Here is a 14,149-nt window from a genome sequence, read left to right on the forward strand (position 1 = left end):
CACCCGCTCCACCCGCACCACCCCGCACCCACCCCGAGGACGGTCGATGAAGCTCCTCCCCGCACCGCGGCTGCGTCGCGCGGCCGCCGCCGCACTCGTGCTGACGGCCACGGCGGCCCTGACCGGCTGCAGCGGCGCGTCGCCGTCGGTGGTGGCCTACGTCGGCGGTGAGAAGATCACCCAGACCCAGCTGGAACAGGCCGTCGACGGGCTCAGCACGACGCTGCAGGAGGGCCAGACGGTCTCCAGCGAGGCCGTCGTCAACGCCATGATCCAGGGCGAGCTGGCCGAGCAGATCGCCGCCGAGCAGGGCATCGCCCTCACCGACGCCGACCGCGAGGCCGTGCTGGCGCAGAGCGAGCTGGCCCCGCTGACGAAGGTGCCCGAGGCGCGCGAGGTCGTGAACGACGTCGCCGACTCCCAGATCGTCGCCCAGAAGCTGGGCGCCGACGCCTTCCTGGCCGAGCTGGCGGAGCGCGACGTCACGCTCAACCCGCGCTACGGCGTCCTCGACCCCGCGCAGAAGACCGTCGTGTCCGGGCGGACGGGTTCCCTCTCGGAGCCGGTCGAGCCCGCGCCGGCCCCGTGAGCCCCCGGTGACCGACGCGCCGGTCGCCGACCCCGGGCCCGGGCTGCCGCAGACCGTCCGCCTCGTCGAGGTGATGGAGGTGCTGCGCCGGCGCTGCCCGTGGGACGCCGAGCAGACCCACCGCACCCTGGTGCAGTACCTGCTGGAGGAGGCCTCGGAGACCGTCGAGGCCATCGAGTCCGGCGACGAGGCGCACCTGCGCGAGGAGCTGGGCGACCTGCTCCTGCAGGTCGTCTTCCACGCCGAGATCGCGTCGGCCTTCGACCTCGAGGACGTCGCCCGCGGCATCGCCGACAAGCTGGTCCGCCGGCACCCGCACGTCTTCGCCCCGGCCGGCGGCTCGGGGGTGCCCGACGCGGTGCCGGCCGACCTGCACCGGACGTGGGAGCAGCGCAAGGCCGTCGAGAAGGGCCGGACCTCGGCGCTGCAGGGGATCCCCGAGCAGATGTCGGCGCTGGCGCGGGGGCACAAGGTCGTGGCCCGCTCGCGCTCGCGCCAGGTGCCCGTGGAGCTGCCCGACGCCCCGGTCACCGCGGACGAGGTGGGGACGGCGGTGCTCGACCTCGTCGCCCGGGCGCACGCCAGCGGCGTCGACCCCGAGCAGGCGGTGCGCGACGCCGTCCGCGCCCTGGAGCGCCGCGTGCTGGCGGCCGAGTCCGTTCCCCCGGAGCCCGCCGAGCACTAACCTGCTGGCATGTCCGACCCCTCCTACCGGCCCGAGCCCTCCTACCGGGAGCCCGCGTACCGGCCCGAGCAGCGCCGGCCCCAGCCGCCGCGCCGGCCCGCCGGCCGCGACGTCGGCACCCGCACCGACGTGGCCGCCGCCTGGGAGGCCCGCCGCGAGCTGGGCGCGGAGTACGAGGAGGACATCGCCTCGGGCCTCGCCGACCGCGTCGAGGAGCTGGTGGCCTACCGCACCGCGGAGCTGCGGCACCGCGGCACCGCCGCCGACCACGACCTCGAGCTGGAGCGCACCGCGCAGCGCCAGGGGTTCGTGCTGGGCATCATCTCCCTCGGCGTCGGGGTGCCGATCACCGCGATCAGCGCCATGAACGTCGAGCCCGGCCTGCTGGGGATCGCCGTGTCCTGGGCGGGCATCGTCGGCGTCAACGTCGCGCACCGCCTGGGCCACCGCCGCCGCCGCTGAGCCGTCCGCCCCGGGGCGCCGCGGTGCCCCGGGGAGCGCTCCGCCGCTAGGGTGAGACCGGCAAAGTCTCCTGAGCCCCGGGGTCGCTGGAGAGCCGGGGCACCACCGAAAGGCAGCACTCGTGGCGAGTATCGAGTTCGTCGGCGCACGCGAAATCCTGGATTCCCGCGGCAACCCCACGGTCGAGGTCGAGGTCATCCTCGACGACGGCTCCGAGGGCCGGGCCGCGGTCCCCTCCGGCGCCTCCACCGGCGCGTTCGAGGCGGTGGAGCTGCGTGACGGCGACGCCCGCTACGGCGGCAAGGGCGTCAGCAAGGCCGTCCTCGGCGTCATCGACCAGCTCGGGCCCGAGCTCGTCGGCTACGAGGCCAGCGAGCAGCGCCTCGTCGACCAGGCGATGCTGGACCTCGACGGCACCGACAACAAGTCCAAGCTGGGCGCGAACGCCATCCTCGGCGTCTCGCTGGCCGTGGCCCACGCCGCCGCCAACTCCGCGGACCTGCCGCTCTACCGCTATGTCGGCGGCCCGAACGCCCACACCCTGCCGGTGCCGATGATGAACATCGTCAACGGCGGCTCGCACGCCGACTCCGACGTCGACGTGCAGGAGTTCATGATCGCCCCGATCGGCGCGACCACCTTCCGCGACGCCCTCGAGCAGGGCGCGTCGGTCTACCACGCGCTGAAGTCGGTGCTGAAGAAGCAGGGCCTCTCGACCGGCCTCGGCGACGAGGGCGGCTTCGCCCCGAACCTGCCGGCCAACGTCGCCGCGCTCGAGCTGATCTCCACCGCCGTCGAGTCGACCGGCCTGAAGCTGGGCACCGACATCGCGCTGGCCCTGGACGTCGCCGCCAGCGAGTTCTTCCGCGACGGGGTCTACCACTGGGAGGGCGGTACCAAGTCCGCCGACGAGATGACCGCGATCTACGAGCAGTGGGTCCGCGACTTCCCGATCGTGTCCATCGAGGACCCGCTGGCCGAGGACGACTGGGCCGGCTGGACCGCGCTGAACGCCCGCATCGGCGACCGCGTCCAGGTCGTGGGCGACGACCTCTTCGTCACCAACGTGACCCGCCTGCAGCGCGGCATCACCGAGAAGGCGGCGTCCGCGCTGCTGGTGAAGGTCAACCAGATCGGCTCGCTGACCGAGACCCTCGACGCCGTCGACCTCGCCCACCGCGCCGGCTTCCGCTGCATGATGAGCCACCGCTCGGGCGAGACCGAGGACACGACGATCGCCGACCTGGCCGTGGCCACGAACTGCGGGCAGATCAAGTCCGGGGCGCCCGCGCGCACCGACCGGGTGGCCAAGTACAACCAGCTGCTGCGCATCGAGGAGGACCTCGACGACGCGGCCCGCTACGCCGGCGTCGGCGCGTTCCCGCGGTTCCAGGCCTGAACCCAGGCATGCTGGGACCCATGAGCACCACCCGTCCCGGCCGGAGGGCCTGAGCGTGCCGAGCGGACCCCGTCCGCCGGCACGCCCGGGCTCCGGTCCGGGCCGGGGCAAGACCCGCGCGCGGCCGCCGCTCCGCCCGGGGGCCGCGGCTCCCGTGCGGTCGGCGTCCTCGCCGTCGTCGCCCGGCTCGCCGAGCACGCCGGAGCCGGTGATCTCCGGGGCGGGTGCGAGCCCCGTCGGCCCCGCCCGCCGCGCGTCGCGGTTCGGCGCCAGCCTCACCACCCGGGCCGTCGCGCTCGTCGTCGTGCTGCTGGTGCTGACCATCTCCTACGCCTCGTCGCTCCGCATCTACTTCGCGCAGTCGCACGAGATCGCCTCCACCCGCGCCGAGATCAGCGAGCGCCAGGAGCGGATCGCCGACCTCCAGGGCCAGCTGGGCCGCTGGGGCGACGCCGACTACGTCCGCACCCAGGCCCGCCAGCGGCTCGGCTGGGTCGTCCCCGGGGAGACGGGCTACCAGGTCGTCGACGCCCAGGGGAACCCGCTGGGCGGGGGCGCGGAGATCGAGTCGTCGGGCAGCACGGTCGCCGAGCCGCAGGACGCCTGGTGGGCGAAGCTCTGGGGCTCGGTGGAGGCGGCCGACCAGCCGGCGCCGGCCAAGCCCAAGGAGAAGACCATCACGACCAAGACCGAGACGGCCGACGGCACCCGCTGACGACCGTCCGTCCCGGCGGACCCAGGAGTCTCAGCCGAGCCGGCTGAGCACCACCTCGGCGGCCACCGCCCTTGCCACCGCCACGTCGAAGTGCCCCTGGCCGGGGACCAGGGCGTTCGCGACGGCGCAGCCCGTGCCCAGCCGGACGGCCTCGGCCAGCGGGTCCCCGGCGTCCAGGCCGGCCAGCAGCCCGCCCAGGAAGCTGTCGCCGCTGCCGACGGCGTAGCGGCCCCGGCGCGCGGAGGGGCCGACCGCCCAGACCCCGTCGGTCCCGGCCGTCACCGCCCCGGCGGTCGAGTCGGTGAGCACCACCGCCGCCCCGCTGCGCTCGTGCAGCGCGGCGGCCATCGCGGCCAGGTCGCCGCCCTCGGGCACGCCCAGCACCTCGGCCGCCTCGGCCCGGTTGATCTTCAGCAGGGCCGGTCGGGCGGCGACGGCCCCGGGCAGCGACTCGCCGTGGGTGTCGACGGCGACCCGCGCCCCGTGCGCCGCACCCAGCCGCACCAGGTCCGGCACGGCGTCGGCGGAGCCGACGGGTCCGCGGCCCGAGATCGACAGCCAGCCCGGCCGGCGGCCGAGCTCGGCGGCCAGCACCCCCTCCAGCCGGGTGAGCACCGCGGGCGGGACGGCGGGGGGGTCCTCGTAGATCTCGGTCAGCTCACCGGTGTCGGCCGCGGCGACCGACACGCAGGTCCGGGTCTCGGCGTCGGCTCCGACGACGACGAGGTCGAGCCCCTCCGCGCGGGCGATCCGGGAGACCCGCACCCCGGTGGGGCCGCCCAGCAGCACGACGACGACCACCTCGGCCCCGACGGCGCTGGCGGCCCGCGCCATGTTCAGCGCCTTGCCGCCGGCGACGGCGACGGGCCCGGGGACGCGGTGCATCCGGCCCAGCCGGTAGGAGTCGAGCAGGTAGGTCAGGTCGAGGGACGGGCTGAGCGCGGCGACCGTGATCACCCGCCGCACCCTAGTGGAGCGCCGACCGGCCTCACGCGCCTCGGCCCGGCACCGGCACCGGCACCGGCACCGGGGTCGGGCCCGGCCGGTCGGGAGCCTGAGAGACTGTCCGGGTGCGCGAACCCCTGACGGCGGAGGACGAGACGACGGTGACGGCCCAGCTGCAGCGGCCCCCGCGCGGCGTGGCCGGGGTGGCGGCCCGCTGCCCCTGCGGCAAGCCGTCGGTGGTGGCCACCGTGCCGCGGCTCGCCGATGGCACCCCGTTCCCCACCACCTACTACCTGACCTGCCCGCGGGCGACGTCGGCCTGCTCGACCCTGGAGTCCCAGGGCGTGATGGCGACGATGACCGCGCGGCTGCAGGAGGACGAGGCGCTGGCCGCGGCCTACCGGTCCGCCCACGAGGCGTACCTGCGCGACCGCGCCGAGCTGGGCGAGGTGCCCGAGATCGCCGGCGTCAGCGCCGGCGGGATGCCCGACCGGGTCAAGTGCCTGCACGTCCTGGTCGCGCACAGCCTGGCCGCGGGGCCGGGCGTCAACCCGCTGGGCGACGAGGCCCTGGCCGCGGTGGGCGAGTTCTGGCGCCGACCCTGCCTGCCCGACGACGGGGGCGACCCCTCGGCCGACGGCTCCGCACCGGCGACGACCGGGGAGCACCGGTGAACCGCGTCGCGGCCGTCGACTGCGGCACCAACTCCATCCGGCTGCTGATCGCCGAGCCCGGTCCCGACGGCGGGCTGGCCGAGCTGGACCGGCGGACCGAGGTCGTCCGGCTGGGGCAGGGCGTGGACGCGACGGGGGAGTTCCACCCCGACGCCCTCGCCCGGACCTTCGCCGCCACCGACGCCTACGCCGCCCTGATCCGCGACGCCGGGGTGCCCAGCAGCCGGATCCGCTTCGTCGCCACCTCCGCCTCCCGCGACGCCCGCAACCGCGAGGTGTTCTTCGCCGGCATCCGCGAGCGGCTCGGGGTCACCCCGGAGGTGATCAGCGGCGACACCGAGGCGCAGCTGTCCTTCGTCGGCGCCCTCAGCCGGGTCGCCCCGGCCGCCGAGCCGGTGCTGGTCGTCGACATCGGCGGCGGGTCCACCGAGCTCATCGTGGGCAGCGCCGCCGGCGCGGTCACGTCGGCGATCTCCCTCGACATCGGCTCGGTCCGGCTGACCGAGCGCTTCCTCTCGGCGCACCCGCCGGCAGCCGACGCCGTCGCCGCGGCGACCGCGCACGTCGACGCCCTGCTCGACACCACCGGCATCGACTTCGCGGCGGTCGGCACCTGGATCGGGGTGGCCGGCACCGCCACCACCCTGGCCGGGGTCCACCTCGGCCTGGAGCACTACGACCGCGAGCGGGTGCACGGCTCGGTGATCGCGCTGCCCGACCTGCGGGAGCTGTTCGGCCGGCTGCTCGGCTCCACCGTCGAGCAGATCCGCGCGCTGCCCTCCATGCACCCCGGCCGGGCCGACGTCGTCACCGCGGGCACCCTGATCGCCGTCCGGGTGGCCGAGCGGCTGCGCGTCGACGGCTGGCTGGTCAGCGAGTCCGACATCCTCGACGGCACGGCGCTGGACCTGCTCCGCCGGACGGACCCGACCGGTCCGCGCTGACGCGGCCGGCGGACCGCCCGGCGCCGGACGGTAGTCTCGACGTCCTATGGACGGCCCTCCCCCCGGGCGCCGGTCGTCCCGGGCCGGTTCGACGGGGCGCCCGTTCCGGCCCGACGCCGGACGGACGCGACGCGGGCTGACCGGGATCCCCCGACGCCGCAGCCTCGTCACCGTGCTGGCGCGCCACGCCGCGGCGGTGCGCTCGCGCCGCGCGCTCTGGGCCGGGGTGCTGCGGGCGCTGGGCACCACCCTGCTGGCCGCCCTGCTCGCGCTGCCGTTCGCGGCGGCCTGGGGCCTCGGCCACGCCGAGGTCGAGGACTACGTCGGCCCGCACCGGGTCACCTTCGCCACCAGCTTCTCCGGCGAGATCGCCGTCGACCTGGGGCCGATCGGCAAGGCGTTCCTGCCCAGCCCGGTCGCCCCCGTCGGGGTGACGGCGACCGTCGGCAGCGTCGGGACGGCCGCGTCCACGCTGAACTCGCTGTTCTCCTCCGAGACGCTCGCCGCCTACACCAGCCTCTACGAGGAGCCGGAGGTGGTCGTCGAGGCCATCGTCGACGAGCTCCAGGTGGACGCCCTGCTGCAGGGCGCGAAGGCCGAGGCCGTCCTGCTGCTGGCCTTCGCCGTCTGGCGGCTGCGCAGCCAGCTGCTCAGCCCGTGGGTGGCCCGGACGGTCACCCGCCGCCGGACGGGCGCGGTCTACGTCGCCGTCCTCGTCCTGGTGCTCGGCTCGGTGCTGGCGCCCAGCACGCCGGCCGGCACCCGCATCCCGGTGACCATCGCCGCGGGCAGCCGGTTCGCCTCGGTGACCGTCGACAGCCGGGTGCTCGCCGACCTGCTCGACCGCGGCATCCGCGGGGTCACCCTGCTGAGCGGGCGCCAGCAGGCCGCCGTCCAGACCTACATCGACACCGCGGTCGACGACCTGTCCGCCCAGCTCGACCGGCTGCCGCAGCCCGGTCCCGGCGAGACGATGCTGCTGGGTTTCAGCGACCTGCACTGCAACCAGGCGATGACCGAGCTGATCACCCGGCTGGCCCAGGCCACCCGGCCGCGGGTGGTGCTGAGCTCGGGCGACGACACCGTCAACGGCACGGCGGTGGAGAAGACGTGCATCCGCCGCGAGGCCGGCATCGCGGCCGGCGCCCAGGTCCCGCTGGTGGTGGCCAGCGGCAACCACGACTCCGACGTCACCGAGACCCAGCAGCGGGCCGAGGGGATGGTGGTGCTCGACGGCAGCACCGTCGACGCGGCCGGGCTGCGGGTGCTCGGCGACGACGACCCCGAGCACAACGTGCCGTTCAGCCAGGACCGGACGCTGGACCGCCCCGAGACCGAGGAGCAGCTGGGGACCCGGATGCTGCAGGCGGCCGCGACCCGCCCCGTCGACGTCCTCATGGTCCACCAGCCGGCGGCGTCGGTGGTGCTGATGTCGGCGACCGACCCCGGCGCCCGGCTCATCACCTGGGGGCACTTCCACAGCGAGTCCGGGCCCACCGTCGTCACCCACGGCGACGGCTCGTGGACCGTCGGCATGCAGCAGGGCACCGCCGGCGGCGTGCGCCAGCCCACGATCACCTCGTTCAGCACGCCGTTCTCGCCGCCGCTGAAGACCGCCGACGTCTACTTCTACTTCCGCGACGACGCCACCGGGCTCATCACCGGGGTGCAGGCGGTGCACTTCACGCCCGAGGCGGACGTCGTCATCGACGCGCCCACGGCGACGGGGGACCTCGACGCGCTCCCCGAGGAGACGCGCGCCCGGCTCGGCGGGGCCAGCCCCTCGCCCACGGCGACGCCGACCGGCTGAGCGCGGCGTCGGGGTGCGCGGCCGGTCGGGGTGCTCGGGCCGGCACTAGGATCGCGGGCCCGGGCCCCCGTAGCCCAACGGCAGAGGCAGGCGGCTTAAACCCGCCGCAGTGTGGGTTCGAGTCCCACCGGGGGCACGACGCCGGCGTGGGCGCGGCCGGCCCTTCTTAGCGGATTCATGGTGTGCAGGACGCGCGCGTGCGGGACGCGTTCGTAGACTTGGCGGGTAGCGCCGCCCCTGGCGCTCGCTCAGGAGGACATCACCATGTTGCGCAGTTCGAACCCGATCCTCTCCAAGCAGGACGCGTTCACGCCCGCAGCACCGCAGTACGGCCAGAACTCCTACGGTCGTTCGCCGTACCAGCAGTACCCGCCGGAGGCCTACGGCCAGCCGGCGCCGGTGCAGCAGGCCCCCGAAGGTCGGATGACCTTCGACGACGTCGTCACCAAGACCGCCGTCACCCTCGGCGTGCTGGCCATCGCGGCCGGGCTCGCCTGGTACCTGGTGCCCGCGGCGCTGTACTTCCCGGCGATGGTCCTCTCGGGTCTCGTCGGCTTCGTCGCCGTCATGATCGTCTCGCTCCGCCGGGTGGTGAACCCGGGCCTCGTGCTGTTCTACGCCGCCGTCGAGGGTGTCTTCATCGGCATGATCAGCAAGGTCTTCGAGGGGTACTACCCCGGCATCGTGGCCCAGGCCGTGGTGGCGACCTTCTTCGCGGCCGGCGTCACCCTGGCGGCCTACAAGTTCTTCAACATCCGGGTCACCGCCAAGTTCCAGAAGATCGTGGTCCTCTCGACGATCGCCTTCGCAGCGCTGATGCTCGTGAACTTCGTCTTCAGCCTGGTGAGCGGCACCGGCGGTCTCCGCGGTGGCATCACCGGCCCCGTCGGCCCGCTGGCCCTGGGCATCTCGGCCATCGCCATCGTGCTCGCGGTGCTCAACCTGGTGCTCGACTTCGACTACATCGAGAAGGGTGTCGCCATGGGCGCCCCGGCCCGTGAGTCGTGGCGCGGGGCGTTCGGCCTGACCGTCACCATGGTCTGGCTCTACGTCGAGATGCTGCGCCTGCTGTCCTACCTCCGCCGGTAACCCCCGGCCGCACCGACCCGACCACGAGGGCCGCTCCACCCCGCCAGGGTGGCGCGGCCCTCGTGCGTCCCGGGCCCTCCGCCACCAGGGCGCGAGCCCGAGCGGGCGGTCGGCGGGGCGTCGTCGCACTAGGCTCGCCCCGTGCAGTACGTGAACTCCCTGACCGAGCTGATCGGCAACACCCCGCTGGTCAAGCTCTCGCGCGTGACCGGTGACGTGGCCCCCCTGGTGCTGGCCAAGGTCGAGTACCTCAACCCCGGCGGCTCGGTGAAGGACCGGATCGCGGTCCGGATGATCGAGGCGGCCGAGCGCGACGGCTCCCTGCAGCCCGGCGGCACCATCGTCGAGCCCACCAGCGGCAACACCGGCGTCGGGCTGGCCATCGCCGCCCAGGGCCGGGGCTACTCCTGCGTCTTCGTCTGCCCGGACAAGGTGAGCGAGGACAAGCGGAACGTGCTGGCCGCCTACGGCGCCCGCGTCGTCGTCTGCCCGACCGCGGTCGAGCCCGACCACCCCGACTCCTACTACTCGACGTCGGACCGCCTGGTGCGCGAGATCCCGGGCGCCTGGAAGCCCGACCAGTACAGCAACCCGAACAACCCGCTGAGCCACTACGAGACGACCGGGCCCGAGATCTGGGCCCAGACCGAGGGCCGGATCACCCACTTCGTCGCCGGGATGGGGACGGGCGGCACCATCAGCGGCGCCGGGCGCTACCTCAAGGAGGTCTCCGGCGGTCGCGTCCAGGTGATCGGCGCGGACCCCAGCGGCTCGGTGTACTCGGGCGGCTCGGGCCGGCCCTACCTCGTCGAGGGGGTGGGCGAGGACTTCTGGCCCTCCACCTACGACGCCACCATCGCCGACCGGGTGATCGAGGTCTCCGACGCCGACTCCTTCGCCATGACCCGGCGGCTGGCCCGCGAGGAGGCCCTGCTGGTGGGCGGCTCCTGCGGGATGGCGACCGCGGCCGCCGTCCGGCTGGCCGCCGAGATCGAGGACCCGGACGCCGTCGTCGTCGTGCTGCTGCCCGACTCCGGCCGCGGCTACCTCACCAAGATCTTCAACGACGACTGGCTGGCCCGCTACGGGTTCGCCCCGCGCCCGGCCGGCTCGGTGCGCGTCGTCGGCGACGTGCTGCGCGAGAAGTCGGGCGACCTGCCCTCGCTGGTGCACACCCACCCCAACGAGACCATCGCCGAGGCCGTCGCCATCCTGCGCGAGTACGGCGTCTCGCAGATGCCCGTGGTCAAGGCCGAGCCGCCGGTGATGGCGGCCGAGGTCGTCGGCTCGGTCAGCGAGCGCGGCCTGCTCGGGGCGCTGTTCAGCCACCGGGCCGGCCCCGCCGACCCGGTCGCCACGGTCATGGAGCAGCCGCTGCCCACCCTCGGGGCCACCGAGGCCGTCGACGGCGCCGTGGCCCTGCTGGTGGACGCCGACGCCCTGCTGGTCCTCGACGACGGGCACCCCGTCGGCGTCCTGACCCGGCAGGACCTGCTCGGCGACGTGCGCTGAGCCGGCTCAGCCCAGCCGGCTGAACGCCCGCTGCAGCAGCCCGGTGCCGTGCCCGGACAGCTCCTCGAGGGCGACGGACCGGCCGGTCAGGGCCAGCAGCACCGCGAGCGCGGGTCCGGTGACGGTCGTCCCGTCGCCCAGCACGAGGTCGGCGTCGTCGGCCTCGAACCGGACGCCGGGGTAGCGGACGGCGGCCCGGAACGGCTTGGCCGCCCAGACCCGCTCGGCGGCCAGAACGGCCAGCGGCGGCGGGACGTGACGCTCGAGGCCCAGCGGCCGGGCGATGTCCTGGCCGTGCACCAGCACCTCGACGAGGGCGTCCCGCGCCCCCGCACCGGGTCGGACGTGCGCCCCCGGCACCGGACGGCGCAGGTCGGCGACGAGCTGCTCGGTCGACCGCTCGTCCGGCGGGGGCGGCGGGGGAGCGGCGGGCAGCCGGGCGGACGGCTCGTCGAGGAGCCCGGGCGGCCGCACCCGTCGCGTCGTGGTGGTCAGGTGCGCGGCCACGTCCCGCACCCGCCAGCCCGGGCAGAGCGAGTGCACGGCCCACTCCGAGGGCGCGAGCCCCTCGAGCAGGTCCGCGAGCGTCGACCGCTCGTGCCCGACGGCGTGCCAGTCCGTCCGGCGGCTCATGGTCCCCTGCCTCCTCCGGGGCGCCACCGCGGCGCCCGCACCGGTGGAGTTCCCGCGGCGGCGCGGCCGAAACGGGTGGAGGGAGCGGGGGAGGTGGTCCGGCGTCACGGCAGCAGCTCCGCCAGCAGGAGCTCCCAGTTGTGGGTCCACGGCACCTGCGGCCACGCGTCCAGCGGGACCCAGCGCGCGGACTCGGTGGTCCCGCCGACGTCGAGCACCCGCGGCTCGGCCGGTGCCGGGCAGGTCGCGCGGTAGACCAGGCGGACCGCCTGGAAGTCCTCCAGGGTGCCGCGCGGGCTGCGGCCGACCCAGTGGGAAGTCTGCACCGAGACCAGCTCGTCCAGGAGGACGGCCTGGTCGGTCTCCTCCGCGACCTCGCGGAGCACGGCGTCGGCCGGCTGCTCGCCCTCGTCGATCCCGCCGCCCGGCATGCCCCAGCGCCCGGGCACCGCCGTCCGGTCGGAGTACTCGGTGGCCAGCAGCCCTCGGCCCGACAGCACGACGGCGTAGGCGGCGACCCGCTGCCGCACCTCCAGCTCGGCGTCGGGCGGCAGCTCCAGGCCGGCGTCGCGGCCGCGGCCCGGGTCGTGCGGCCGCGGCTCCCCGGCCAGGGCCCGGACGCGGAGGGTGAGGACGATCTCGCCGTCGTCGTCGCGGACGGCGGACAGCGGCCGGACGAGGGTCCAGCCGGCGTCGTGGACCAGGACGGCCGGGTCGACCCCGTGCACCAGCGGCCGGTCCAGGACGACGGTGCCCGACATGTCGTCGTCCCCGCTCAGACCGACCACCCGCACGACGCACCACCTCCGGCTCGACCGCCCGGGCGGACGCGCGCCCGGGGCTCCCAGTCTCCCAGGTGCACCGCCGCGGAACGGGTAGCGTGGCTCCTCGTGAGCAGACGACGCGGGCCGGTGCGCCGGTGATCCCCGCGCTGGCCTACGGGCTGGTGGCGCTGGCCGGGGCGGCCGGGGTGTGGGGCCTGCTGACGGCGGTGCTGGACAAGCCGCCGGGCAAGGCCCAGCTGCTCTTCGCCGCCGGGGTCTGGGTCGTCACGGCCGTCCAGTCGGTCATCGGCCTGGTGCGGGTGGCGGGCGGCTACCGGCCGGTCGAGACCGCGACGACGATCGGCTACCTGCTGGCGATCCTCGTCCTCATCCCGCTGGCCTGGTTCTGGGCCAACACCGAGCGCACCCGCTGGTCGGGCGTCGTCCTCGCCGTCGCCGCCTTGTCGGTGCTCGCCATGACGCTGCGGCTGCTCCAGCTCTGGACGCAGGTGGCGGTGTGAGCGGCCCCGAGCCCGCCCCGGACGCCGCTCCCGCCCGCACCAGCAGCGGACCGGGCCGGGCGCTCGTCGCCGTCTACGGGCTCTTCGCGCTCTCGGCCACCGCCCGGGCCGCGGTGCAGCTGGCCACCCAGTTCTCCGAGGCGCCGCTGGCCTACCTGCTCTCGGCCGTCGCGGGCGTCATCTACGTCGTGGCCACGGTGACCCTGGCCCGCGGCGACCGCGCGTCCCGCCGGGTGGCCACCGTCGCGATCGTCCTGGAGCTGGTCGGGGTGCTGACCGTCGGCACCCTCAGCGTCCTCGACCCCGAGGCCTTCCCGCGGGCGACGGTGTGGTCCACCTACGGCATCGGCTACGCCTTCGTCCCCCTGGTGCTGCCCGTGCTCGGCCTGCTCTGGCTCCGCCACACGCGCCCGCGCCCCGTCGCGGCCTGACGCGAGTGCTGAGAAGCCGTCGTCTCTCGGGCCCGACAGCGACGGTTTGTCAGCACTCGCTCCCGCTCAGACCAGCACGCCCAGCCGGGCGAGGGGCTCGACCAGCTCGCGCTCCTCGTAGGACAGGTGGGAGAGCAGGGTGTCGGTGAGCTCGTCGACGGCCCGCTGCAGCCCGTCGGCGTCGGCGGCCGGTCCGACGAAGGCGACCAGCGCCCGGTCGACCCGCTCCAGGACGTCGTGGATGACGCCGTGCTCCAGCTCCAGCCGGTCGACGACGGGGGCGAGCCGCGGGTCGGCGGCGCGGAGCCGGGGGAACATCGCCTGGTCCTCGATGGTGTGGTGGGTGGTCACCACCCGGCAGTAGGCGGCGCAGTAGGCGCCGAGGGTCCAGCTGTTCTGCCGCATCGTCATCTCGTTGATCCGCGACCGGGCGGCCACCGCGTCGGCGGAGCCGTCGAGGACCTGGTCGACGAGGCCGCGCACCTGCTCCAGCTCGTCACGCAGGTGGTCGTGGATGTCGACGAGGTGCTGGCCCGAGGAGAGGGCCCGCGGGCTGTAGGTGCGGTCCGGGTCGGGCGCCGGGCCGGTCGGCCGGGTCGACTCGTCCCACGACGGCTCCGCCGCCAGCCGGACGCCGGGGTCAGGGGTGGGGACGACGGGGAAGCTCACGCGTCCCGCACCAGGTCGGCGTAGTCGGGGTGGTGCTCGATCCAGCCGGCGATGAAGGGGCAGCGGGGGACGACGGCGAGGCCGCGCTCCCGGGCGGCGTCCAGCGCCGTCCGGGCCAGGGCGCTGCCGACGCCCTGGCCCTCGAAGTCGTCGCCGACGACGGTGTGGGTGAAGGTGATGACCCCATCGGCGAGCTCGTAGGCGGCCACGCCGGCGAGCCGGCCCTCCACCCGCGCCGTGAACCGCGAGCGCTCCGGTTCGTCGTGCACCTCAGCTGCAGTCATGGCGCCACTCTGCCACCGGGCGG

Annotated in this window: 17 protein-coding genes and 1 tRNA gene; 13 read left to right on the plus strand and 5 right to left on the minus strand. The window is 75.2% G+C overall.

Annotated elements, in window-relative coordinates; genetic code table 11:
• Window positions 1–46 precede the first annotated feature (46 nt).
• The 5 genes from JOF54_RS15240 (at window position 47) to JOF54_RS15260 (ending at window position 3,850) form a co-directional block, all read left to right on the plus strand.
• A complete protein-coding gene (locus tag JOF54_RS15240) occupies window positions 47–589 on the plus strand; it encodes a SurA N-terminal domain-containing protein (protein WP_210057348.1) in 543 nt (180 codons plus the stop codon).
• 73 nt (window positions 590–662) lie between these two features.
• Window positions 663–1,274, plus strand: a complete 612-nt coding sequence (locus JOF54_RS15245) for a nucleoside triphosphate pyrophosphohydrolase (RefSeq protein ID WP_210059600.1) — start codon at window positions 663–665, stop codon at window positions 1,272–1,274.
• Window positions 1,275–1,283: 9 nt separating this feature from the next.
• Window positions 1,284–1,736 carry a hypothetical protein gene (locus tag JOF54_RS15250; protein ID WP_210057349.1) on the plus strand — a complete coding sequence of 151 codons (453 nt, stop codon included), beginning with the start codon at window positions 1,284–1,286 and terminating at the stop codon, window positions 1,734–1,736.
• A 121-nt stretch (window positions 1,737–1,857) separates the two neighbouring features.
• Window positions 1,858–3,135 carry a phosphopyruvate hydratase gene (gene eno, locus JOF54_RS15255; protein ID WP_210057351.1) on the plus strand — a complete coding sequence of 426 codons (1,278 nt, stop codon included), beginning with the start codon at window positions 1,858–1,860 and terminating at the stop codon, window positions 3,133–3,135.
• Window positions 3,136–3,343: 208 nt separating this feature from the next.
• Window positions 3,344–3,850 carry an FtsB family cell division protein gene (locus tag JOF54_RS15260; protein ID WP_210057353.1) on the plus strand — a complete coding sequence of 169 codons (507 nt, stop codon included), beginning with the start codon at window positions 3,344–3,346 and terminating at the stop codon, window positions 3,848–3,850.
• A 30-nt stretch (window positions 3,851–3,880) separates the two neighbouring features.
• Here the strand turns inward: JOF54_RS15260 and JOF54_RS15265 are convergent, their stop codons facing one another.
• Window positions 3,881–4,807: a 1-phosphofructokinase family hexose kinase gene (locus tag JOF54_RS15265; RefSeq protein WP_210057355.1), complete on the minus strand. Its 927-nt coding sequence runs from the start codon at window positions 4,805–4,807 to the stop codon at window positions 3,881–3,883.
• 113 nt (window positions 4,808–4,920) lie between these two features.
• Between JOF54_RS15265 and JOF54_RS15270 the strand changes: the two genes are divergently transcribed.
• The 6 genes from JOF54_RS15270 to JOF54_RS15295 all read left to right on the plus strand — a co-directional run bounded on the left by JOF54_RS15270 (window position 4,921) and on the right by JOF54_RS15295 (window position 10,824).
• Window positions 4,921–5,469 carry a DUF501 domain-containing protein gene (locus JOF54_RS15270; RefSeq protein ID WP_210057357.1) on the plus strand — a complete coding sequence of 183 codons (549 nt, stop codon included), beginning with the start codon at window positions 4,921–4,923 and terminating at the stop codon, window positions 5,467–5,469.
• Entirely contained in the window at window positions 5,466–6,413 is a 948-nt protein-coding gene (locus tag JOF54_RS15275) for a Ppx/GppA phosphatase family protein (protein ID WP_210057359.1), read from the plus strand. Before JOF54_RS15270 ends, JOF54_RS15275 begins: the two co-directional genes overlap by 4 nt.
• A 172-nt stretch (window positions 6,414–6,585) precedes the next feature.
• Window positions 6,586–8,223, plus strand: a complete 1,638-nt coding sequence (locus JOF54_RS15280) for a metallophosphoesterase family protein (protein WP_210057362.1) — start codon at window positions 6,586–6,588, stop codon at window positions 8,221–8,223.
• Window positions 8,224–8,286: 63 nt separating this feature from the next.
• Window positions 8,287–8,359 (plus strand) — tRNA-Leu (locus JOF54_RS15285).
• Window positions 8,360–8,487: 128 nt separating this feature from the next.
• Window positions 8,488–9,312, plus strand: a complete 825-nt coding sequence (locus JOF54_RS15290) for a Bax inhibitor-1/YccA family protein (RefSeq protein WP_210057364.1) — start codon at window positions 8,488–8,490, stop codon at window positions 9,310–9,312.
• 141 nt (window positions 9,313–9,453) lie between these two features.
• On the plus strand, window positions 9,454–10,824 hold the full coding sequence (locus JOF54_RS15295; RefSeq protein WP_210057365.1) for a cystathionine beta-synthase: 1,371 nt from the start codon (window positions 9,454–9,456) through the stop codon (window positions 10,822–10,824).
• A gap of 6 nt (window positions 10,825–10,830) precedes the next feature.
• Here JOF54_RS15295 and JOF54_RS15300 read toward each other — a convergent pair whose 3' ends face one another.
• Together JOF54_RS15300 and JOF54_RS15305 are read right to left on the minus strand one after the other, a co-directional pair.
• Complete coding sequence (locus JOF54_RS15300; RefSeq protein ID WP_210057368.1) at window positions 10,831–11,457, minus strand: maleylpyruvate isomerase family mycothiol-dependent enzyme; 627 nt, start codon at window positions 11,455–11,457, stop codon at window positions 10,831–10,833.
• A gap of 104 nt (window positions 11,458–11,561) precedes the next feature.
• Entirely contained in the window at window positions 11,562–12,218 is a 657-nt protein-coding gene (locus JOF54_RS15305; RefSeq protein WP_210059601.1) for an NUDIX hydrolase, read from the minus strand.
• 119 nt (window positions 12,219–12,337) lie between these two features.
• Here JOF54_RS15305 and JOF54_RS15310 point away from each other — a divergent pair, with 119 nt between their 5' ends.
• Together JOF54_RS15310 and JOF54_RS15315 are read left to right on the plus strand one after the other, a co-directional pair.
• On the plus strand, window positions 12,338–12,742 hold the full coding sequence (locus JOF54_RS15310) for a hypothetical protein (protein ID WP_210057369.1): 405 nt from the start codon (window positions 12,338–12,340) through the stop codon (window positions 12,740–12,742).
• Window positions 12,739–13,173, plus strand: coding sequence for a hypothetical protein (locus JOF54_RS15315; protein WP_210057372.1), 435 nt, complete (start codon window positions 12,739–12,741; stop codon window positions 13,171–13,173). The genes JOF54_RS15310 and JOF54_RS15315 overlap by 4 nt, the downstream gene beginning before the upstream one ends.
• Before the next feature lie 66 nt (window positions 13,174–13,239).
• Here the strand turns inward: JOF54_RS15315 and JOF54_RS21175 are convergent, their stop codons facing one another.
• Both JOF54_RS21175 and JOF54_RS15325 read right to left on the minus strand, forming a co-directional pair.
• Entirely contained in the window at window positions 13,240–13,842 is a 603-nt protein-coding gene (locus JOF54_RS21175) for a hemerythrin domain-containing protein (protein ID WP_307804226.1), read from the minus strand.
• The gene (locus JOF54_RS15325) at window positions 13,839–14,126 is read right to left on the minus strand and encodes a GNAT family N-acetyltransferase (protein WP_210057374.1); all 288 of its coding nucleotides are present in this window, start codon (window positions 14,124–14,126) and stop codon (window positions 13,839–13,841) included. The genes JOF54_RS21175 and JOF54_RS15325 overlap by 4 nt, the downstream gene beginning before the upstream one ends.
• Window positions 14,127–14,149: the final 23 nt, after the last annotated feature.

This window comes from Microlunatus capsulatus, from assembly GCF_017876495.1.
GTDB classification, from domain to species: Bacteria; Actinomycetota; Actinomycetes; order Propionibacteriales; family Propionibacteriaceae; genus Microlunatus; species Microlunatus capsulatus.

Excerpts from the sequence above, each read along its gene's own strand:
- JOF54_RS15325 (WP_210057374.1), bottom strand. The coding sequence starts at position 14,126 with ATGACTGCAGCTGAGGTGCACGACGAACCGGAGCGCTCGCGGTTCACG.
- JOF54_RS15240 (WP_210057348.1), top strand. The coding sequence starts at position 47 with ATGAAGCTCCTCCCCGCACCGCGGCTGCGTCGCGCGGCCGCCGCCGCA.
- JOF54_RS15250 (WP_210057349.1), top strand. The coding sequence starts at position 1,284 with ATGTCCGACCCCTCCTACCGGCCCGAGCCCTCCTACCGGGAGCCCGCG.
- JOF54_RS15245 (WP_210059600.1), top strand. The coding sequence starts at position 663 with ATGGAGGTGCTGCGCCGGCGCTGCCCGTGGGACGCCGAGCAGACCCAC.
- JOF54_RS15300 (WP_210057368.1), bottom strand. The coding sequence starts at position 11,457 with ATGAGCCGCCGGACGGACTGGCACGCCGTCGGGCACGAGCGGTCGACG.
- JOF54_RS15290 (WP_210057364.1), top strand. The coding sequence starts at position 8,488 with ATGTTGCGCAGTTCGAACCCGATCCTCTCCAAGCAGGACGCGTTCACG.
- JOF54_RS15305 (WP_210059601.1), bottom strand. The coding sequence starts at position 12,218 with ATGTCGGGCACCGTCGTCCTGGACCGGCCGCTGGTGCACGGGGTCGAC.